Below are 20476 nucleotides of genomic sequence, written 5' to 3'. Positions count from 1 at the left end.
GTCCCAATGTCCCCCGGTTGGAGAATGCATGGCCGATATCGCGCGCCTGACGCAAGTGATCGAACCCGAGGCAACCGCCCTCGGCTTCGAACTCGTGCGCGTGAAGATGACCGGCAGCGACGAGGAACGCACGCTGCAGGTCATGGCGGAGGACCCGGCGACCGGGCAGCTGATCGTCGAGCAGTGCATGGCCCTCTCGCGGCGCATTTCCGCCGCGATCGACGCGGTCGAGGACTCCGGCGAGGAGTTGGTCGCAGGCGCCTATCACCTCGAAGTCAGCAGCCCCGGAATCGACCGCCCGCTGACCCGGCCGAAGGACTTTGCCAACTGGGCCGGGCATGAGGTAAATATTGCCCTGACGGAGAAGGTCGGCGACCACCGCAAGTTGCGCGGGCGTCTGCTCGGCCTCGAGAATGGCGAGGTGGTAGTGGAGGACCGCAAGTTCGGCCGCATCGCCGCCCCGCTCGACATTGTTCACTCGGCGAAGCTGGTCCTCACCAACGAGCTGATCGCCGCCACCAAGCCGCTCGATATGAGCGGTGCCGACGAATTCGAAGAAACACCAGACGAAGAGAAGGTCGAAGACTGATGGCCAGTCCGATTTCCGCCAACAAGGCCGAACTGCTTGCGATCGCCAATTCGGTCGCCTCGGAAAAGATGATCGACAAGGCGATCGTCATCGAGGCGATGGAAGAAGCGATCCAGAAGAGCGCGCGCAACCGCTACGGCGCCGAAAACGACATCCGCGCCAAGCTCGATCCGGTCACCGGTGACCTGCGCCTGTGGCGCGTGGTCGAGGTGGTCGAAGAGGTCGAGGACTACTTCAAGCAGGTGGACCTCAAGCAGGCCGAGAAGCTCCAGCCGGGCGCCGTCGTTGGCGACTACATCGTCGATCCGCTGCCGCCGGTCGATCTCGGCCGCATCGACGCGCAGAGCGCCAAGCAGGTGATCTTCCAGAAAGTCCGCGATGCCGAACGCGAGCGTCAGTTCGAAGAATTCAAGGACCGCGCCGGCGAAGTCATCACCGGGGTCATCAAGTCGGTCGAATTCGGCCACGTGATCGTCAATCTCGGGCGTGCCGAGGGCGTGATCCGCCGCGACCAGCAGATCCCGCGCGAGGCCGCCCGCGTCGGCGAGCGGGTCCGCGCGCTGATCATGAAGGTCGAGCGTAACAATCGCGGCCCGCAAATCTTCCTGACCCGCGCGCACCCCGAATTCATGAAGAAGCTGTTCGCGCAGGAAGTGCCCGAAATCTACGACGGCATCATCGAGATCAAGGCCGCCGCGCGCGATCCGGGCAGCCGTGCGAAGATCGGCGTCATCAGCCATGACAGCAGCATCGACCCTGTCGGCGCCTGCGTCGGCATGAAGGGCAGCCGCGTGCAGGCCGTCGTGCAGGAGCTGCAGGGCGAGAAGATCGACATCATCCCGTGGAGCGAGGACACTGCGACCTTCGTCGTCAACGCGCTCCAGCCCGCGACCGTCAGCCGCGTCGTACTCGACGAGGACGAGGGCCGCATCGAGGTGGTGGTTCCCGACGACCAGCTGTCGCTGGCGATCGGTCGCCGCGGTCAGAACGTGCGCCTCGCCAGCCAGCTGACCGACAGCCAGATCGACATCATGACCGAGGAGGAAGCCTCGGAGAAGCGCCAGCGCGAGTTCGCCGAACGCTCGAAGATGTTCGAGGAAGAGCTCGACGTCGACGAGACGCTCTCGCAGCTGCTCGTCGCCGAAGGTTTCGCCGAGCTCGAGGAAGTGGCCTACGTCGAACTCGACGAGCTGGCTGCGATCGAAGGCTTCGACGACGAGCTGGCCGAGGAACTGCAGAACCGCGCGCTCGAAGCGCTCGAGCGGCAGGAAGCGGCGCACCGCGCCGAACGCAAGGAACTGGGCGTCGACGACGCCCTGGCCGAAATCCCGCACCTCACCGAGCAGATGCTGGTGGTGCTGGGCAAGGCCGGGATCAAGGATCTCGACGATCTCGCCGACCTCGCGACCGACGAGCTGATCGCCAAGAAGCGTGAGGCACCGCGCCGCCGCCAGCAGCCGACCGACGGCCCGCCGCTGCGCCGCGATCGCCCGCGTCCCGACGACAAGGGCGGCGTGCTCGGCGAATTCGGGCTGACCGAAGAGCAGGGCAACGAGATCATCATGGCTGCGCGCGCGCACTGGTTCGAGGACGAAGACTCCGCCCCCGAAACCGCCGAGGCGCCGGCCCAAGCAGAGGAGGCCGCTGATGCGGAATCCTCGCAATGAGCCGCTAGGGGATCCTGACACCGCCGGCGCGGCCGGTCCCGCATCGGGGCCGGAACGGCGCTGCGTGCTGACCGGCCGGACCGGTTCGCGCGATGAATTCGTGCGGCTGGCGATCTCTTCCGAAGGTGAAGTCCTTCCCGACGCCCTCGCCCGTGCCCCGGGACGCGGTGCCTGGATCGGGGTCGGCCGGGCCGAGCTGCAAGCGGCCATCGACAACGGCAAACTCAAGGGCGCGCTCGCACGCGCCTTCAAGGGTACGCCGCTGGCGATCCCCGCAGATCTGGCCGAGAAGACGGAAATTGCCCTGCGGCGCGCGTTCTGCGACCGTTTGGGCCTCGAAATGCGCGCGGGACGCCTTATCTTGGGCTCCGACCGGATAGCGGGCGAAGCACGATCCGGCGGCGTGGCGGCACTTTACCATGCGGCGGACGCCAGCGAGGACGGGAGCCGCAAGCTCGACCAGGCCTGGCGCGTTGGGCAGGAGGCGGAAGGCACTGGCCTTTGCGGCGTCCGACTGCCACTGGACCGCGCGGCACTGTCTGTGGCATTGGGCCGCGACAATGTCGTCCACCTGGCGCTGGCCGATCCACGGTCGGCCGAGCGGATTGCCGCGCCGCTCCAGCGCCTGCTGACCTTTCTGGGCGCCGCCGAGGCGAACGAAGACTGTGGCTGCAAGGCCGCGACGACCGATTGATTTTGAAGGACTAATAAACGCACATGAGCGATAGCAACGACACCCCCCGCACCCGCAAGCCGCTCGGCCTGAAGCGGTCGGTTGACGCGGGCGAGGTCAAGCAGACCTTCAGCCACGGCCGCACCAACAAGGTCGCGGTCGAGGTCAAGCGCCGCCGCAAGCTGACCAAGCCCGGCGAAGCGACGGCGCCCGAACCCCAGCCCGCTCCCGCACCGGCACCCGCGCCCGCACCGGCGCCGGCGCCCGAACCGAAGAAGGCGCCGGCCAGGAAGGCTCCTGCCTCGAACGAGACGCCGCAGGAACGGGTCGCCCGCCTGCAGCGCGAAGCCGAGGAAGATCGCCTTCGCCAGGCCGAGGAAGCGCGCAAGCGTGAGGAAGAGGAAGCCAGGCAGGCGGCTGAAGAGGAAAAGCGCCGCGCCGAGGTCAACCGCAAGTCCGAAGCGGAAGCGGAGGTGGAAGCCGAGACCTCTCCCGCGGCCGAAGCGAAGCCTGCGCCCGAAGCTGAGGCGGGTGAGACCGAGGCTCCCGCCCCGGCGGCCGACGATGCGACCCCCGCTCCGCGCCGTTTCACCCCGGTCGCTCGGCCCGAGCCGAAGCGGCCCGAACCCAAGAAGCGCGACGACAAGAAGCCGGGCCGCGCCGAGGCCCGCGGGCCCGATCGCGGCGACAAGCGCCGTGGCGGCAAGCTGTCGGTCAAGACCGCGCTCAACGACGACGAGGGCGCTCGCGCCCGTTCGCTCGCCGCGCTCAAGCGCGCCCGCGAGAAGGAACGCCGTCTGCACGGCGGCGGCTCCAACAAGCCGCGCGAAAAGCAGGTCCGCGATGTCATTGTTCCCGAGGCGATCACCGTTCAGGAACTGGCCAACCGCATGGCCGAAAAGGGCGCGGACCTGGTGAAGGCGCTGTTCAACATGGGCATGATGGTTACCGTCAACCAGACGATCGACCAGGATACCGCCGAACTGCTGGTCGAGGAATTCGGCCATAACATCGAGCGCGTTTCCGAGAGCGATGTCGACATCGACAGCTCGACCGACACCGATCCCGAGGAGACGCTGAAGCCGCGGCCCCCGGTGGTCACGATCATGGGGCACGTCGACCACGGCAAGACCAGTCTGCTCGACGCGCTGCGCGGCACCGATGTCGTCAAGGGCGAAGCGGGCGGCATCACCCAGCACATCGGCGCCTATCAGATCACCACCAAGGACAAGAAGAAGATCACCTTCCTCGACACCCCGGGCCACGAAGCGTTCACGCAGATGCGCGCACGCGGTGCCAACGTGACCGATATCGTGATCCTGGTCGTGGCGGGCGACGATGCGATCATGCCGCAGACGATCGAGGCCATCAATCACACTAAGGCCGCCGGCGTCCCGATGATCGTCGCGATCACCAAGTCCGACAAGCCGGAATTCAACGCCAAGAGGGTGCGCGAACGCCTGCTCGAACACGAAGTCATTGTCGAGGAAATGTCAGGTGACGTGCAGGACGTCGAGGTCTCGTCCAAGACCGGGGCGGGGCTCGACGACCTGATCGAGAAGATCGAACTGCAGGCCGAACTGCTCGAGCTGAAAGCCAACCCGGATCGCGACGCCGAGGCGACAGTGATCGAGGCGCAGCTCGACAAGGGCCGCGGCCCGGTCGCTACCGTGCTTGTTACGCGCGGGACGCTGAGGCGCGGGGACACCTTCGTCGTCGGCACCGAGAGCGGCCGTGTGCGCGCGCTGGTCGATGACCAGGGCAAGCAGGTCAAGGAAGCCGGCCCTGCCTTCCCGGTCGAGGTCCTTGGGCTCGGCGGCGTGCCCCAGGCAGGGGACCAGCTGACCGTGGTGGAGAACGAGCAGCGCGCCCGCGAAGTTGCGCAATATCGCCAGGAAAAGGCCACCGAGCAGCGCACCGCGCTGGCCCCGACGAACTTCGACACGATGTTCAACAACCTGCAGTCCGACGTCGTCGAATTCCCGGTCGTCGTGAAGGCGGACGTGCAGGGTTCCGCCGAAGCCATCGTCAGCGCGCTGCACAACCTCTCGAACGACGACATCAAGGTCCGCGTGCTGAACTCGGGCGTCGGCGCCATCACCGAGAGCGACGTGACGCTGGCCGCGGCCAGTGGCGCGCCGATCATCGGCTTCAATGTACGCCCCAATCCCAAGGCGCGCGAACTGGTCGCCCGCAACAAGACGCGGATGATGTATTACGACGTGATCTATCACCTGACCGACGAGATCGGGAAGGAAATGGCCGGCGTGCTCGGCCCGCTCAAGATCGAGAACGTCATCGGCCGCGCCCAGGTCAAGGAAGTCTTCAAGTCCGGCAAGAAGGACAAGGCGGCCGGGCTGCTCGTCGAGGAAGGCGTCATCCGCAAAGGCCTCCATGCCCGCCTCACGCGCGACGACGTCATCGTTTCGGCAACCACGATCTCGAGCTTGCGCCGCTTCAAGGACGATGTCGACGAAGTTCGCGCAGGGCTGGAATGCGGCGTCGTGCTGGCCGACACCAACGACATCAAGCCGGGCGACCAGCTCGAGGTGTACGAAGTCGAGGAACGCGAACGGGTGCTGTGAGCCGGCATGACGACGGACACCGGCCTTATGGCCTAGCTGAGTTCGCCGAGAGGGACCTCGGCCGGATGGCTATCGTGCTCGTTGTCCGGGCGGCCGCTGCCGGCCCCAAATGACCCGCTACGTCGCCCTGCTCGGCTCAATCAACGTCGGCGGAAACCGGCTCAAGATGGCGGATTTGCGCGATGCTCTCGAACGCGAGGACTTCGCCGATGTCGAGACGGTCGTCGCCAGCGGGAACGTGCTGTTTTCGCACGAGGAGCGTCCGTCCGACGGACTCGGCGAAAAGATCGCACACGTCGTGAAGGACCGCTTCGGTTTCGGAACGTTCGCAGCCGTGCGCAGCCGCGACGAACTGGCGGCAGCCGTCGCCGACAACCCGTTCGCCCACGACGGCGAGCCCAAGCAGGTGCACACGCTGTTCCTAGCCGAACCGCTCGATGTGAAGGCGTTCGAGGCGTTTGCCGAGAACTACGAAGGGCCCGAACGCCTCGCCGCCGGGACGCGCGAGATCTTCGTCGATTTCTGCGCCGGAGTTGGGGATTCGAAGCTCGGCCAGGCAATGAACAAAGCCAAGGTTGGCGGCCGCGCCACCGCGCGCAACATCAACTCGCTGCGCCGGATACTGGACAAGATGGGCTGAGCGCCCCACCTGTGCGCCCATGGCCCGCACCAGCTCCACTCCTGAACAGCAATCGGTCCGCGTCCTCAAGGTCGGCGAGCGCGTTCGGCACATCCTGTCCGAGTTGCTCGCCCGCGGCGAGGCGCACGACGAGACGCTGACCGCGCACGCGGTCTCGGTCACCGAAGTGCGCATGACGCCCGACCTGCGCAACGCGGCCGCCTATGTGAAGCCGCTGCTCGGCGAAGACGAGGATGCGGTGCTCAAGGCGCTGCGCTCAAACACCGCCTTCTTCCAGCGCGAGGTGGCAAAGCGCCTCGGCCTCAAGTTCGCGCCCAAGCTGCAGTTCAAGCCCGACGAAAGCTTCGACGAGGCCGAACGCATCGAGAAGCTGCTCGGCGACCCCAAGGTCGCGCGCGATCTCGGAGAGGGCTGAGCGCGGGCATTCAGCGCCAGTAAATATCGATAAGCCAAATTCAGATCATGAATAGATGGGCAAAAACTGCGGTCGTCTTGACTGTCGCCGCGACCGCAACGCCGCTGGCGGCTGCGCCGGATGACACGACGCAAGCAGCCGTTTTCGGCGAAGAAGTGCCTTCGATCCCTGGCGGTGAAGTTGTACAGTATTTCCGGGGCAAGGGCGACGTTCTTTACGTGCAAGACCGCGCCGCGCGCTGGTACCGTCTCGACCTGAATGATGGCTGCCTCAAGAACACTCGGCGCGATTTCACGCTCGCATTCGGGTATTCGGACGGTTTCAATCGCATCGACCACTTCACCAAGGTGTTGGTCAGCCCGGGCGGCGGAACGATGCATTTCTCTTGCCGGATAGACGCAATCCACCGCAGCCCGGCGCCGCCGCAGATCGATTCGAAGAGCCCGATCTCCTCCGATTAGCCTCCACCCGATCGGGTGAAGTGTTCCACCGATTCCGCACGACCTGAGCTTGCCGGGAAACGTTCGCCGCGCAAAGTCCGCTCATGGCGAAACTCTATTTCTACTACGCGAGCATGAACGCGGGGAAATCGACCACCCTGCTGCAGGCGGCCTTCAACTATCGCGAACGCGGCATGGAGCCGATGCTGTGGACCGCGGCGCTCGACAACCGCAGCGAGGGCCTGCCGATCGCCAGCCGCATCGGCCTGGAAGCCGACGCGCGGCGCTTTACCCCGGGGACGAATATCTACCGTGAATCGCTGGCCCAGCACGAACAGACGCCGCTTGCCTGTGTGCTGATCGATGAGGCCCAGTTCCTCACCGCCGACCAGGCCTGGCAATGCGCCCGGCTCGCCGACGAGGCCAGTATCCCGGTGCTGTGCTATGGGCTCAGGACCGATTTCCGGGGCGACCTGTTCCCCGGGTCGGCGGTGCTGCTCGGCATCGCCGACCAGCTCGTCGAACTCAAGGCGGTTTGCGAGTGCGGCCGCAAAGCGACGATGAACTTGCGGGTCGATGCGCGGGGCCAGGCCGTCCGGCAGGGGGCGCAGACCGAAATCGGCGGCAACGACCGTTACGTCGCGCTGTGCCGCAAACATTTCCGCGAGGCGCTGGCGGGCTGACAGCGCGCTTCCTATCTACCCGCAATGAACGAAACGCTTTTCACGGCCCTGGCGCTGATCCCGGCGCTGGTCTTCGCGATCGTCTTTCACGAGGTGGCGCACGGGTGGACCGCGCTGGCGCTCGGCGACCCGACCGCGCGTGAACAGCGCCGGCTGAGCCTCAACCCGCTGCGTCACGTCGACCCCTTCGGTACGCTGATCCTGCCCGGAATGCTCGCGCTTTCGGGCGCGCCCGTGTTCGGTTGGGCCAAGCCGGTGCCGGTCAACAAGTACCGGCTCGACAATCCCCGCTACGGCATGATGGCCGTCGCCGCCGCCGGCCCGGGCACGAACCTGATCCTTGCCGCGCTGGCCGCGATTCTGATCGGTATCGTCATCCCCGGCGGGTCTTACCTGGACATGTCGCCGAGCGGCCTGCCGATGATCATGAGCGCCGACCAGGCGCCGAACCTCGTCGGTTCCTCGCTCCTGTTCTTCGTGTTGATCAACGTCTTCCTGGCGATCTTCAACCTGCTGCCCATTCCGCCATTCGACGGCTCGCACATCGTCGAGGGCCTGCTGCCGCCGAAGCTGGCGCAGGCTTACGGCAAGCTGCGCCCCTACGGGTTCTTGCTGTTCTTCGGGCTGATCGCCTTGAGCTGGTTCGCGCCGCAGCTCGGCGTGCTGCAGAACACCATCTGGCCGATCGCCGAATGGGTGCTGGGCAAGTATCTGAGCCTCGCCCAGTCGATCGCCGCCCTGCGCGGCTGACGGCGGAGCGCGCCGAAAGTTCAGCCTTTGTTCAACCCCGCCGTGGGATAAAGGTTGCATTATGAAACACATTTTGAACATCCAACGCATGGCCTGGCTGGCACCGCTTGCGGCGCTCGGCCTGGCGGCTTCGCCGGCGACGGCCGACACCCCTCCCCAGGCGCGCGAACAGCAGGCAAGCATCCCGTTCGTGAACCACGGCGGCATTCGCGACTGGCGCAGCGAGGGCGGCAGCACGCTCTACCTGCAGGACCGGCATCGCCAGTGGTACAAGGCAGAGCTGATGGGTCCCGCGTTCGAGCCGCCCTATGCCTGGGCGATCGGCTTCGACGTGGGGCCGATGGACCGCCTGGACCATTTCTCGAGCGTCGTGGTCGAGGGCCAGCGCTATCCGTTGCAGTCGCTCGTCCGCGTCGAAGGTCCGCCCGCGCACGAAGCTCGGCGCGGCTGAGGGCAGTCGGGCTTTTTAACCCGGGTTTTATTGACTTAATTTAATCCGGGTAATATTGGCAGCGGCGAAGGGATTCGCCGCATGGCCTACACTGCATTCTACAAGGGCGAGGTCTTGTCGCGCGGGAGCGAGGCCGACGTGGTCGCGGCGATGCGCGAAATCGGCCCTCCCGAGCGGGCGTCGGACCTGCTCGCGTTCGACGACCAGTCGGGGCGGCAGGTCGATTTCGACTTGCGCGCATCCGCGCAAAAAGCCCGCCCGCGCGGGCGCCCCTCGCTCGGGGTCGTTTCGAAGGAGGTCACCCTCCTGCCGCGGCATTGGAACTGGCTCAGAGGACGTCGCGGAGGCGCTTCGGCAACGCTGCGCAAGCTGGTAGAAGAAGCGATGAAACAGGGGCGGACCACGGAAGAATGCCGCGATGCCGCATACCGCTTCCTGAGCGTGATGGCGGGCGACTTGCCGAAATTCGAAGACGCGGTGCGCGAAATCTACGCCGGCAACCCGGTGGGATACGATCACTTCACCTACGACTGGCCCGAGGCGGTCCGCCGTCACGGCCGCGAGCTGGCGTTCGCTGCGTGATTGGCGTCGCCAACGGCTGGATCATCCTCGACAAGCCGCGCGGCCTCGGCTCGACACAGGCGGTTGCCGCGGTCAAGCGCAACCTGCGCGAAGCCGGGTACCCCAAGACCAAGATCGGCCACGGCGGTACGCTCGACCCGCTGGCCGAAGGCGTGCTGCCGATCGCGCTCGGCGAGGCGACCAAGCTTGCAGGTCGGATGCTCGATTCCGACAAGACCTATGTCTTCACGATCGAGTTCGGCAGCGAGACCGACACGCTCGACGCCGAGGGTGCGGTCGTCGCCACCAGCGAGCGGCGCCCGCCTCTCGCTGCGGTCGAGGCAATCCTCGCGCACTTCACGGGGAACATCGAGCAGGTGCCGCCGAAGTATTCCGCGCTGAAGGTCGAGGGCCGGCGTGCCTACGACCTCGCCCGCGCCGGGGAGGACGTGCGGCTCGAAACCCGCAAGGTAACAGTGCACTCGCTGACGCTGTCTGGCGGGGATGGGGCGCGCGAGTCGCTCGATTCCGCCTTCGCGAACACCGCCGGACGGCCCGACCCGTTCGATCCCGAGCCGCCGCTCGAACTCGCCGATGCTGTCACGCTGACGGCGAACGTCAGCAAGGGCACATACGTCCGCAGCCTGGCACGGGACATCGCGCACGCCCTTGGAACCGTGGGACACGTCACCTACCTGCGCCGTACCAAGGCCGGTCCGTTCACCGAGTCTCAGGCGATTTCGCTGGACAAACTGAACGAGATCGGCAAGGGCGCGGCGCTCGACGCAATACTCCTGCCGCTGGAGGCGGGGCTGGACGGTATCCCGGCCCTCACCCTCGATCCGGAAAGCGCGCAGGCGGTCCGCCACGGCCGTGTCGTTTCCGGACTGCCCCAACCCGATGGGCTCCATCTCGCCAAGGACCGCAACGTCCCCGTGGCGCTGATCGAGATTTCGGACGGGACGGCGAAAGTCGTCAGGGGCTTCAACCTGCCCGATACCGCGGAGTGAAATGAATGACGATTACCGCCGAAAAGAAGCAAGAGGTCATCAAGGACAACGCCCAGGCCAAGGGCGACACCGGATCTCCCGAAGTCCAGGTCGCGATCCTCACCGAGCGCATCCGCAACCTGACCGAGCACTTCAAGGATCACCACAAGGACAACCATTCGCGCCGCGGCCTGCTGATGATGGTCAACAAGCGCCGCAGCCTGCTCGCGTACCTCAAGAAGAAGGACGTAGAGCGTTACAACAGCCTGATCCAGAAGCTCGGTCTGCGCAAATAAGAGTTTGCGAGGGCGGCTCCAGAGCGGGCCGCCTTTTCGTATGGTCTTCCTTCACAATTCGGTGGAGGGGCCTTGGGGCACCGAAAGGCCCCGCACCGGACCGGGACGGATTACCCGGCACTGAGGCCCCGCCTGCGCAATACGGCCCGGCGGGTTCACGAAGGAAAACCAATGTTCGACACGAAAAGCGTATCGCTGGAGTGGGGCGGCAAGACCCTCACTCTGGAAACCGGCCGCATTGCCCGTCAGGCTGACGGCGCGGTCCTTGCCACTTATGGCGAAACCGTTGTGCTGTGCGCCGTCACGGCCGCCAAGTCGGTGAAGGAAGGGCAGGACTTCTTCCCGCTCACCGTCCACTACCAGGAAAAATTCTCTGCCGCCGGGCGCATCCCGGGCGGATTCTTCAAGCGCGAACGCGGGGCGACCGAGAAGGAAACGCTGACCAGCCGCCTGATCGACCGCCCCATCCGCCCGCTGTTCCCGGAAGGGTTCTACAACGAGATCAACGTGATCTGCCAGGTCCTGTCGTACGACGGTGAGACCGAAGCGGACATGGTGGCGATGATCGCCGCGTCGGCCGCGCTGACGATTTCCGGCGTGCCCTTCATGGGCCCGATCGGCGGCTGCCGCGTCGGCTTCATCGACGGTGAGTATGTACTCAACCCGAAGCAGACCACCGCGCTGGAAGAAGGCCGCCTCGACCTCGTCGTCGCCGCTACCCACGACGCCGTGATGATGGTCGAGTCCGAGGCCAAGGAACTGACCGAGGACGAGATGCTCGGCGCGGTCATGTTTGCGCATGACGAATGCAAGAAAGTTGTCGGCGCGATCATCGACCTTGCCGAGAAGGCTGCCAAGAATCCTTGGGAACTCAACATCACCGACAACTCGGAGATGAAGGCCGAGATCAAGAAGCTCGTCGGCGACGACATCGCCAAGGCTTACAAGCTGACCGACAAGTCGGCCCGCTCGGACGCCCTCAACGAGGCGCGTGCGAAGGTGAAGGCGCATTACGCCGAGGCCGACGGCCAGACCGGCATGACCGCCAACAAGCTCGTCAAGAAGATCGAAGCCGACATCGTTCGCGGCGCGATCCTCAAGGACGGCAGCCGTATCGACGGCCGCAAGCTCGACCAGGTCCGCCCGATCGAGGCGATGGTCGGCTTCCTGCCGCGCACCCACGGGTCGGCGCTGTTCACCCGCGGCGAAACGCAGGCCATCTGCACCACCACGCTGGGCACCAAGGACAGCGAGCAGATGATCGACGGGCTGGAGGGCCTCTCCTACTCGAACTTCATGCTGCACTATAACTTCCCGCCCTACTCGGTCGGCGAAGTGGGCCGCTTCGGCGCCCCGGGCCGCCGCGAAATCGGCCACGGCAAGCTCGCCTGGCGCGCGCTGCATCCGGTGCTGCCGAGCAAGGACGACTTTCCCTATACCATCCGCATCCTGTCGGACATCACCGAGTCCAACGGCTCGAGTTCGATGGCGACGGTCTGTGGCGGCTGCCTGTCGATGATGGACGCCGGCGTTCCGATCGAACGCCCGGTCTCGGGCATCGCCATGGGCCTGATCCTCGAAGGCGACGACTTTGCGGTCCTGTCCGACATCCTCGGCGACGAGGATCACCTCGGCGACATGGACTTCAAGGTGGCGGGCACCGAAGCGGGCATCACGTCCCTGCAGATGGACATCAAGATCGCCGGCATCACCAAGGAGATCATGGGCAAGGCGCTCGAGCAGGCAAAGGGCGGCCGCGCCCATATCCTGGCCGAGATGACCAAGGCCCTGGGCTCCGCGCGGAGCGAGCTTTCGGCCCATGCGCCGCGTATCGAGACGATGCAGATCGACAAGGCGAAGATTCGCGACGTCATCGGCACCGGCGGCAAGGTGATCCGCGAGATCGTCGCCGAGACCGGCGCCAAGGTCGACATCGACGACGAAGGCCTGATCAAGATCTCGTCTTCGGACGTCAGCCAGATCGAAGCCGCTCGCAAGTGGATCGAAGGCATCGTCGAGGAAGCCGAAGTCGGCAAGGTCTACAAGGGCAAGGTCGTCAACATCGTCGACTTCGGCGCCTTCGTGAACTTCATGGGCGGCAAGGACGGTCTCGTCCACGTCTCCGAAATGAAGAACGAGCGGGTCGAAAAGCCGACCGACGTCGTGTCGGAAGGCCAGGAGGTCTACGTCAAGGTCCTCGAGATCGACAACCGCGGCAAGGTTCGCCTGTCGATGCGCGTCGTCGACCAGGAAACCGGAGCGGAACTCGAGGACACGCGTCCTCCCCGCGAACCGCGCGGTGACCGTGGCGATCGCGGCCCGCGCCGTGAAGGCGGTGGCGGTCGCGACCGTGGCCCGCGCCGTGAAGGCGGCGGCGGTGGCCGCGATCGCGGTCCGCGCCGCGACCGCGACGACCGCGGGCCCAAGGCGGAAGGGGGTGACCCCGACCACCTGCCGGCGTTCCTCAAGGACGACGACTGACATTGAAACGACCCCCGCGGACCGCAAGGTTCGCGGGGGTTTTCTTTCCATCGGACGATGGGAGCGGGGCGCGGGCGAGAAGCTCGCGGCCCGCTCCCGTTAGCCGATACACAGGATCACGGAGCGGCGTAGCCTTTGGCGCGAAGTTCCAGGACGCCTCGCGCAGGATCGCTTGGCAGGAACAGCCCGGCCTTGCGGACTGAATCCCCAGGCACGTAATCGATTGTGGTCGTGGCGGTCGTCTCCGACGAGCCGCTATGCAGCGTTCCTTCGATTTCGACGTTGGCCGCCGTCGAAGGCGACAGGTTCCGCGCCCGAACCTCGACGACCCAGCCGCCCTCGTATGGTGTCGTCTGGCCCTGTTCGACCGCCACCATGGGGGGCGTTTCCTGGTCCGAGGTTGCGGCCTTCCAGCCGATGTAGCCAACCAGGGCCGCGGTCACGAGCGAGCCGATGGCAACCGCGACCCATTCCAGCAGGGGTCGTGAAGTATAGGAACCGGTCTGTTCGGTCATGAAGCGCGAATCTCCTAGATGATCAGTCGGGCGCTGGCCGCGCCCAGAGCGGCAGGGAACCCGAGCACGGCGGTCATTGTCGCTATCTGCTCCAGCGCCGCTCCCTCGATGCGGCCGAACGTCCAGAGCACATAGAGGCTGACCAGGACGGCGATGCCGTAACCGACCACGCTGTATCGGACGACGGAGGCAATAAAGCTGGTGTTTTCGGGGGCGTCCTTTTGCCCCGCGAAGCCGAGCGCATAAACGAAGGCGTGCAGGAGGGCGATCGACAGGAAGATCAGGACCAGCGTATTCCAATAGCTCATCTTGAAAGCGATCAGGATCATTTCACCCGTCGGGGCGACGTTGAAAGCCAGGAATATCGCACCCACCAGCATGATGAACAGGTCGGTGGCATAATCGCCCTTGTTCCTTTCTCCTTCCCCATCGGACTCGCCAGCCAACTGGCCGCGGGCGAGAAGCGCGCCGATGCTCGCGGGCACAGTCTGCAATGCAATTTTGCCCACTATTTCGGATGTCGGCATCGAGGCGTCGACGATTCCGAAAACGGCCAGCAGCACCGCCGAGGTGATCCCGCCGATCGCGAAGGCCGCCAGCGCGTCGATGACGTCGTGCGCGACCGAGTTGGTCCTCTCGAAACCCACCAACCGGGATAGGGGAACGAGCAGGGCAAACGTGAGGACCAGCAACAGGAGCAGCCGCACACGGTCGAGGTAAAAGCCCAGCCACCACATTTCCATGGTCATGATCAGCGGGAAGCTGAAAATAAGCGCCCCCGCAGCAGCCCGGGCCAGACCCCGAGCGTACTCGGCGTTGGAGACTTCCCTGCTCCCAGACCTTGTCACTGCACCTGCATCCCCGGGCCTACACCGCCTCTCTCAACCGAGGAACCAACGCGCGTGCGCCTTGTCCGGTCCCGCGATCCCGGCTGCACAGTCCCTTTCTCCTCGCGAGGACGAAAATTGGATCGCACCGGCGCGTGGAACGTTGATCGGCCGACGGGCAAGTTCTCGAGGAGAAAGCGTGAAGCAGGTTTGGTTGGGTTCGATAGTGGCGGCGTTGGTGGGACTGGCCAGCTGCGGCAGCGGAAGTGCAGATTCGGCGGCGCAGGGTAAGGACGGCAAATCGGCCGCGGCGGGATCGCTGGTTGAGCCCGAGGCGGTCGCTGCGAGCGATCTCAAGGCCGCCGTATCGGATGAAAGGGTCCGCAAGTTCTACGAAGACCGCGACTGGCGCACCGCCTGGACCGCGCAGAGCGCATCCGCGCTGCTCGATGCGCTGCAAGGGGCCGGCCGCCACGGTCTCGCGCCCCATGACTACCTCGGGCCGGTCGACGAAGCCGACACGCCGGCAAAGCGCGAAGCTGCCCTCACCCGCGCCGCGCTCGACTTCGCCGGCGCACTGGCCCACGGAAAGCTCGATCCGACGACCGTCTTCGACATCTACACAATCCCGCGCCCCCAGGTCGATGTGGTCGGCGGGCTCGAACAAGCTATCGCAGCGGGAAATACCGCAAAATGGCTCGACAGCCTCGCCCCGCACGACCCGCAGTATCGCGCGCTATCGCAGGCTTTTCTCGACTACAGCCGCCAGGCGGCCAAGGCGGGTGGCCAGGGGATCGAGAGCGGCGACCTTATCCATGCCGGAGAAAGCGACCCCCGGGTCCCGCGTATCGTTCAGGTCCTGCAGGACAACGGATATCTTGCCCCGGACAGCGGCAGCCAGGCAGACCTCTACACCCAGCAGATCGCCGACGCAGTCGAACGGATGCAGCAGGATTTCGGTATCGTCACCGACGGTGTCGTAGGCCCCGATACGCTCGAAGTGCTCAATACAGGCCCTGCGCAGCGGGCGCGAATCCTCGCGGTGAACCTCGAACGGCTTCGCTGGCTCGAGCGCAACCCGCCAGCCACGCGCATCGACGTCAACACCGCGGCTGCGACGCTGGACTATTTCCGCGACGGCACGCTGCGCGACGAACGTAAGGTCATCGTCGGCCAGCCGGGTTGGGAAACGCCGCACCTCCAGGCGCCGATGTTCCGGCTCGTCGCCAATCCCACATGGACAGTGCCCAAGTCGATCGAGAAGGAAGAAATCCCCAACAGCGCCAGCTACCTTCGGCGCCACAACATGGAGCGCCGCAACGGCTGGATTGTCCAGCTGCCCGGTCCGGACAACGCGCTCGGACAGGTCAAGTTCGACATGCAGGACGATTACGCCATCTACCTGCACGACACGCCCGCCAAATCGCTGTTCGAGCGGAACCAGCGTCAGCTCAGCCACGGCTGCGTCCGCGTCGACAATGCACTTCAGTTCGCCCGGATGATCGCCGAAGATGCCGGCGTGGCCCAGCAATACCAGGAGGCCCGCGCCAGCGGCGATGAAACCTTCGTCCGGCTGCCGGACAACATCCCGGTCCGCCTGCTCTATGAAACGGCCTTCACCGACGGCTCGGGCAAGGTCCGCTTCCGGACCGATCCCTACGGCTGGGACGACCGCATAGCCGAGAAACTGGGCTATGAGCCGCATAGCCGCAGGCGATTGCAGTCCCACGTGAGCGACATCGGCCCATGAGGGCGCCGCTGCGGCGATGACCCGTAAGTCCTCCTTTGCCCCCGTTGTGGCTCCAGAAACGCGCGTTCTGGTCCTCGGAAGTCTTCCCGGCGAACGCTCGTTGGCCGAGGGGCGCTACTACGCCCACCCACAGAACCGGTTCTGGCGACTGGTCGGCGATGTCATCGGACAGGACCTGGAAGCGCTCGCCTACGCCGCGCGGCTGCAGTCGCTGCTCCATGCCGGTATCGGACTGTGGGATACGGTCGCCTCCGCAACGCGCAAGGGCAGCCTCGACGCCGCAATCCGCGAGGCCGAACACAATCCGCTGGCCGATCTCGTCGCCACGCTGCCCGAGCTCAGGGCCGTGGCCTTCAACGGAGCCACGTCAGCCAGGATCGGCCGCGCTCTCCTCGCCGACTCTCCTCTCGCTTTGTTGCCGCTGCCCTCGTCCAGTCCGGCCTACGCCGCCATGCCCTATGCCGGGAAACTCCGGCTGTGGCGGGCAATAGGCGAATTCCTCGTCTGACCCCTTGCCTAGCGGGCCGCGGCATCCCACTACCCAGCCATGACCAAACGCATCCCCACAGGCGGCAAGGCCGCGATCGCCGGGGCGATCGGCTCCGCCGCCGTCGCCGCGGCGCTGCTCTACGTCTCGCGCCGCAAGAAGCACAACGAACCGACCCAGCCGGGTCCCATCCCCTCGGGCGAGCCGCCGGAGACCGATTGATGAAAGCCATCAAGCAGGTGGAGGGCCGGGCCTATCCGTTCGGGCGCAGCAACGTCGATACCGATCTCATCATTCCGGCCGCCTATCTCAAGACTGTCACGCGCGAAGGCCTCGCCAAGGGAGCGTTCGAGGCCGTGCGCAGCGATCCGGGCAACGTATTCGACGATCCGGAGTATGCCGGCGCGCCGATCCTCGTCGCGGGCGACAACTTTGGCTGCGGTTCGAGCCGCGAGCATGCCGCCTGGGCCCTGCTGGACATGGGTGTGACGGCGGTCATCGCGCCGAGCTTCTCCGACATCTTTGCCGGCAACGCCTACAAGAACGGCATCGTCACAGTCGTCCTGCCGCAGGAGGCGATCGATCGACTGATGGAGGTGGCAGCCACCGATCCGATCACGATCGACCTCGAGACCCAGACCGTGACCACCCCGTTCCAGGACCGCTGGCGGTTCGAGATGGACCCGTTCCGCAAGCATTGCCTGGTCGAGGGCAAGGACGATGTGGACATCACCCTGCAAAGCGCCGATGCCATCGAGGCGTACGAACGGCGCCAAAGCCGCGATTTGCCTTGGGTGGCGCGCGGAACGGGCCTTGCGGCCTGACCGGCGCTGCGGCTAACGCAAATTCGATTCAGCTCTCGGGGAAGGTTTCGAAAAATGACCGATTTCAGCGATCGCGAGAAGGGCGAAGAACGCAAGTTCGCGATGGATGAGGACACCGCGTTCCGCGTGGCGGCGCGGCGCAACCGGCTGCTCGGCCAGTGGGCGGCGGAAAAGATGGGCCTGACGCCGGAAGAGACCGACGCCTATGCCAAGGAAGTGGTCCAGGCCGACTTCGAGGAAGCCGGCGACGAAGACGTCATCCGCAAGGTATTCGGCGACCTCACCAGCGCCGGCTGCGACATCGACGAAGCCGACGTGCGCGCGATGATCGACAAGAAGGCCGTCGAGGCGCGCCGCCAGCTGATGAGCGAAAGCTAGACCCGCCATGGCGATGCCGGCAGCCGAAATCGAAGCCCTTATAAAGGCCGCGCTGCCTGACGCCCGGGTCGAGATCCGCGATCTTGCGGGCGACGGCGACCATTATGCCGCGCATGTCGTCAGCGGAGCGTTCGTCGGCAAGAGCCGGGTCATGCAACACAAGATGGTCTACAGCGCGCTGGGCGGCCGCATGGGCGGGGAACTGCACGCCTTGCAACTGACCACCGCCGTCCCCAACTGAGTTGGCGTAAGGCAATTCCCCGGGGTCAAGTTACCATGTCCGATACCAACGAGCGCATTTCCCAGATCGTCAAAGGCAATGACGTCGTCCTCTTCATGAAGGGCACGCCGCTGTTTCCGCAATGCGGTTTCTCGAGCCGCGCGATCGCCATCCTCGACCATTGCGGCGTCGCCTACGACAGCGTCGACGTGCTCCAGGACATGGAAATCCGCCAGGGCATCAAGTCTTTCTCCGAATGGCCGACCATCCCGCAGCTCTATGTGAAGGGCGAATTCGTCGGCGGCAGTGACATCATGATGGAGATGTACGAGGCCGGCGAACTGCAGGCGCTGCTACAGGAAAAGCAGGTCGCGAAAGCTTCCTAGCTTACGCCCTGAAGCGCCGCGCGCCGGCCATCCGGCCTGACCGGCCGACGCGCGTTCGCGCTTTGGCTGCCGGGACCAAGATCAGTTCTTCCCACTTGGCGAAGGTCCGGCTCCCGCCCCCGGGAGCCGCAAGGCCGAACCGCCGCCCGCAGGTGCCGCGCAGCGCAGCGGAGGGAACGGCACCGAGGACGCCCGCGCGAATACGCGGGCGAAAACAAAGATCCTGTCTGAGAGTGGAAAAGACCAATGCCAATCTTCGGGGAGGCGGGACCTGGAGACTAGGGGGACCGTAATGGAGGCCCCGCCTCGTTCGAAGACTTGGTTGGGTATCCCTGACGTTGCACGGCCCGTGCCAGTTTTGCCAAACCGCCGATTTCCGCGGAAGACGATGGTTGGCGAAACCCTAACGCCTGCTCCACATGTCAAGAATCCCGACAGATGCTCCTTAACGCTTCCGCCCCCGGCCCCCTTCCGGCGTTAAGCAATGCTCCAGCCAAGCCGGCGCTCAAGCAGCGATGAGCGAGACCGCCGAGAAGAGGTGCTGGCGCGCCCGGCAGGACTCGAACCTGCGGCCCCAAGCTTAGAAGGCTCGTGCTCTATCCAGCTGAGCTACGGGCGCGTGGCGGGCGCCATAGCGTGCTTTGCGCAGGAAAGGAATCGGGTTACGTAAGCGACCATGACGGGGGACAGGCAGCGGCTCGACGGACAGGCGCTCGCGCGGGCGAACTTTCGCTATTACGAATACATCATGGCCGCGTTCGTCGCGATCCTGCTGCTTTCCAACATCATCGGCGCCTCGAAGCCGAGCTACATCCCGCTGCCGGGCGGCGGGCAGTGGTCGTTCGGTGCCGGCGTACTGTTCTTTCCGGTCAGCTACATCATCGGCGACGTGCTGACCGAGGTCTACGGATATGCGCATGCGCGCCGTGTGATCTGGACCGGGTTCGCCGCGCTGATCTTCATGGCCTTCATGGCCGCGGTGGTGGTGGCGCTGCCGGCCGCGAAGGACTGGCCGGGGCAGGAGGCCTACGAATTCGTGTTCGGCAATTCGTGGCGCATCGTGCTCGCCTCGATGACTGCGTTCTGGGCCGGCGAGTTCGCCAATTCGTTCGTGCTGGCGAAGATGAAGATCTGGACCGGGGGCAGGCATCTGTGGACCCGGACGATCGGCTCGACGGTGGTGGGGCAGGGTCTCGACAGCCTGATCTTCTATCCGCTGGCCTTCTATGGCCTGGCCGGTTGGCCGATCGAGCAGCTCTGGCAAGTGGTCGTCTCGCAGTGGGTCATCAAGACCGCGTGGGAGGCGGTGCTGACCCCGGTGACGTACCTCGTGGTCGGTTTCCTCAAGCGGCGCGAGGGGGTCGAGGCGTTCGACTCCGGCACCGACTTTTCCCCTTTCGCGAAGGCCTGAGAGCCCCGCGAGGGGTGCCGGCGGATCAGTCCGCCAGCAACCCGATCGCGAAGTAGATCGGAATGACCAGCCCGACGCCGGCAATAGCACCGATCACGAAGATCAGTCGCCAGGCCAAGGGGTCCAGTCCGAAGGAATTGGCGAGCCCCGCGCAGACGCCCATCAGCTTGCCGTTGTCCTTGTCGAGCCGGAACCCGGTCGACGGGGCAGTGTTGGTGTTCTTGACGATCCGGCTCATGCCACCATCCCCGAAACGATCTGCGTCGAAGGCATGTAGAAGTAGGCGGTGAGCAGGAAGGTGGTCATGCCCATGGCCGCGAAAAGAGTGGCGGCCTTGCTGGCGATGTTCGAGAAAGCAGTCATTGGTAGTCTCCTGTTTGAACTGTGCGGGCGACCTTTCCGCCCGATGAACAACTCTTTGCACGAGCCGTGCCAATTTCGGAAAACCGCAGAAAACC

General features: G+C 65.3%; 26 protein-coding genes and 1 tRNA gene. 22 read left to right on the top strand and 5 right to left on the bottom strand.

The window, feature by feature from the left end:
• Positions 1-28: 28 nt before the first annotated feature.
• The 14 genes from rimP (at position 29) to pnp (ending at position 13220) form a co-directional block, all read left to right on the top strand.
• Complete coding sequence (gene rimP / locus Q7I88_RS06805) at positions 29-589, top strand: ribosome maturation protein RimP (RefSeq protein ID WP_305098291.1); 561 nt, start codon at positions 29-31, stop codon at positions 587-589.
• Positions 589-2256 carry a transcription termination factor NusA gene (gene nusA / locus Q7I88_RS06800; RefSeq protein WP_305098290.1) on the top strand — a complete coding sequence of 556 codons (1668 nt, stop codon included), beginning with the start codon at positions 589-591 and terminating at the stop codon, positions 2254-2256. The genes rimP and nusA overlap by 1 nt, the downstream gene beginning before the upstream one ends.
• On the top strand, positions 2237-2950 hold the full coding sequence (locus tag Q7I88_RS06795) for a DUF448 domain-containing protein (RefSeq protein ID WP_305098289.1): 714 nt from the start codon (positions 2237-2239) through the stop codon (positions 2948-2950). The genes nusA and Q7I88_RS06795 overlap by 20 nt, the downstream gene beginning before the upstream one ends.
• A 23-nt stretch (positions 2951-2973) precedes the next feature.
• The gene (gene infB, locus Q7I88_RS06790) at positions 2974-5514 is read left to right on the top strand and encodes a translation initiation factor IF-2 (protein ID WP_305098288.1); all 2541 of its coding nucleotides are present in this window, start codon (positions 2974-2976) and stop codon (positions 5512-5514) included.
• Between the two features lie 109 nt (positions 5515-5623).
• Positions 5624-6154 carry a DUF1697 domain-containing protein gene (locus tag Q7I88_RS06785; RefSeq protein ID WP_305098286.1) on the top strand — a complete coding sequence of 177 codons (531 nt, stop codon included), beginning with the start codon at positions 5624-5626 and terminating at the stop codon, positions 6152-6154.
• A 19-nt stretch (positions 6155-6173) separates the two neighbouring features.
• Complete coding sequence (gene rbfA / locus Q7I88_RS06780; RefSeq protein ID WP_305098285.1) at positions 6174-6569, top strand: 30S ribosome-binding factor RbfA; 396 nt, start codon at positions 6174-6176, stop codon at positions 6567-6569.
• A 47-nt stretch (positions 6570-6616) separates the two neighbouring features.
• The gene (locus tag Q7I88_RS06775; RefSeq protein ID WP_305098284.1) at positions 6617-7030 is read left to right on the top strand and encodes a hypothetical protein; all 414 of its coding nucleotides are present in this window, start codon (positions 6617-6619) and stop codon (positions 7028-7030) included.
• Between the two features lie 83 nt (positions 7031-7113).
• Entirely contained in the window at positions 7114-7692 is a 579-nt protein-coding gene (locus Q7I88_RS06770; RefSeq protein ID WP_305098283.1) for a thymidine kinase, read from the top strand.
• A gap of 24 nt (positions 7693-7716) precedes the next feature.
• Positions 7717-8442 carry a site-2 protease family protein gene (locus Q7I88_RS06765; protein WP_305098281.1) on the top strand — a complete coding sequence of 242 codons (726 nt, stop codon included), beginning with the start codon at positions 7717-7719 and terminating at the stop codon, positions 8440-8442.
• A 61-nt stretch (positions 8443-8503) separates the two neighbouring features.
• Complete coding sequence (locus Q7I88_RS06760; RefSeq protein ID WP_305098280.1) at positions 8504-8893, top strand: DUF6491 family protein; 390 nt, start codon at positions 8504-8506, stop codon at positions 8891-8893.
• 81 nt (positions 8894-8974) lie between these two features.
• Complete coding sequence (locus Q7I88_RS06755) at positions 8975-9475, top strand: DUF2239 family protein (RefSeq protein WP_305098279.1); 501 nt, start codon at positions 8975-8977, stop codon at positions 9473-9475.
• Positions 9472-10464 carry a tRNA pseudouridine(55) synthase TruB gene (gene truB / locus Q7I88_RS06750; RefSeq protein ID WP_305098278.1) on the top strand — a complete coding sequence of 331 codons (993 nt, stop codon included), beginning with the start codon at positions 9472-9474 and terminating at the stop codon, positions 10462-10464. The genes Q7I88_RS06755 and truB overlap by 4 nt, the downstream gene beginning before the upstream one ends.
• A gap of 5 nt (positions 10465-10469) precedes the next feature.
• Entirely contained in the window at positions 10470-10739 is a 270-nt protein-coding gene (gene rpsO / locus Q7I88_RS06745) for a 30S ribosomal protein S15 (RefSeq protein WP_305098277.1), read from the top strand.
• 171 nt (positions 10740-10910) lie between these two features.
• The gene (gene pnp / locus Q7I88_RS06740) at positions 10911-13220 is read left to right on the top strand and encodes a polyribonucleotide nucleotidyltransferase (protein ID WP_305098276.1); all 2310 of its coding nucleotides are present in this window, start codon (positions 10911-10913) and stop codon (positions 13218-13220) included.
• Between the two features lie 116 nt (positions 13221-13336).
• On the opposite strand, the gene Q7I88_RS06735 is transcribed toward pnp, so the two are convergent.
• Both Q7I88_RS06735 and Q7I88_RS06730 read right to left on the bottom strand, forming a co-directional pair.
• Complete coding sequence (locus Q7I88_RS06735) at positions 13337-13735, bottom strand: hypothetical protein (protein ID WP_305098275.1); 399 nt, start codon at positions 13733-13735, stop codon at positions 13337-13339.
• 14 nt (positions 13736-13749) lie between these two features.
• A complete protein-coding gene (locus tag Q7I88_RS06730; protein WP_439648368.1) occupies positions 13750-14583 on the bottom strand; it encodes a TIGR02587 family membrane protein in 834 nt (277 codons plus the stop codon).
• Between the two features lie 178 nt (positions 14584-14761).
• On the opposite strand from Q7I88_RS06730, the gene Q7I88_RS06725 reads away from it, so the two are divergent.
• Genes Q7I88_RS06725 through grxD form a run of 7 tightly spaced genes read left to right on the top strand, consistent with a single transcriptional unit; the run spans position 14762 to position 18607 of the window.
• Entirely contained in the window at positions 14762-16312 is a 1551-nt protein-coding gene (locus Q7I88_RS06725) for a L,D-transpeptidase family protein (protein WP_305098273.1), read from the top strand.
• Positions 16313-16328: 16 nt separating this feature from the next.
• Positions 16329-16820, top strand: a complete 492-nt coding sequence (locus tag Q7I88_RS06720) for a DNA-deoxyinosine glycosylase (RefSeq protein WP_305098272.1) — start codon at positions 16329-16331, stop codon at positions 16818-16820.
• Between the two features lie 39 nt (positions 16821-16859).
• Entirely contained in the window at positions 16860-17021 is a 162-nt protein-coding gene (locus Q7I88_RS06715; RefSeq protein WP_305098271.1) for an LPXTG cell wall anchor domain-containing protein, read from the top strand.
• Positions 17021-17623 (top strand): 3-isopropylmalate dehydratase small subunit, encoded by a 603-nt coding sequence (leuD, locus tag Q7I88_RS06710; RefSeq protein WP_305098270.1) that lies wholly within the window; start codon positions 17021-17023, stop codon positions 17621-17623. Before Q7I88_RS06715 ends, leuD begins: the two co-directional genes overlap by 1 nt.
• 54 nt (positions 17624-17677) lie before the next feature.
• On the top strand, positions 17678-18001 hold the full coding sequence (locus Q7I88_RS06705) for a DUF1476 domain-containing protein (protein ID WP_305098269.1): 324 nt from the start codon (positions 17678-17680) through the stop codon (positions 17999-18001).
• A gap of 7 nt (positions 18002-18008) precedes the next feature.
• Positions 18009-18242, top strand: a complete 234-nt coding sequence (locus Q7I88_RS06700; protein ID WP_305098268.1) for a BolA/IbaG family iron-sulfur metabolism protein — start codon at positions 18009-18011, stop codon at positions 18240-18242.
• 35 nt (positions 18243-18277) lie between these two features.
• A complete protein-coding gene (gene grxD / locus Q7I88_RS06695; protein WP_305098267.1) occupies positions 18278-18607 on the top strand; it encodes a Grx4 family monothiol glutaredoxin in 330 nt (109 codons plus the stop codon).
• Positions 18608-19149: 542 nt separating this feature from the next.
• On the opposite strand, the gene Q7I88_RS06690 is transcribed toward grxD, so the two are convergent.
• Positions 19150-19226 (bottom strand) — tRNA-Arg (locus tag Q7I88_RS06690).
• Positions 19227-19283: 57 nt separating this feature from the next.
• Between Q7I88_RS06690 and Q7I88_RS06685 the strand changes: the two genes are divergently transcribed.
• Positions 19284-20018, top strand: a complete 735-nt coding sequence (locus Q7I88_RS06685) for a queuosine precursor transporter (protein ID WP_305098266.1) — start codon at positions 19284-19286, stop codon at positions 20016-20018.
• 25 nt (positions 20019-20043) lie between these two features.
• Here Q7I88_RS06685 and Q7I88_RS06680 read toward each other — a convergent pair whose 3' ends face one another.
• Positions 20044-20256, bottom strand: a complete 213-nt coding sequence (locus Q7I88_RS06680; RefSeq protein WP_305098265.1) for a PspC domain-containing protein — start codon at positions 20254-20256, stop codon at positions 20044-20046.
• Positions 20253-20381, bottom strand: a complete 129-nt coding sequence (locus Q7I88_RS06675; protein ID WP_305098264.1) for a hypothetical protein — start codon at positions 20379-20381, stop codon at positions 20253-20255. The genes Q7I88_RS06680 and Q7I88_RS06675 overlap by 4 nt, the downstream gene beginning before the upstream one ends.
• Positions 20382-20476 lie beyond the last annotated feature (95 nt).

The sequence above is a fragment of the Croceibacterium aestuarii genome, assembly GCF_030657335.1.
GTDB classification, from domain to species: Bacteria; Pseudomonadota; Alphaproteobacteria; order Sphingomonadales; family Sphingomonadaceae; genus Croceibacterium_B; species Croceibacterium_B aestuarii.
Note: the sequence above shows the minus strand (reverse complement) of the source record. Positions and strands in the feature narration are given on the sequence as shown.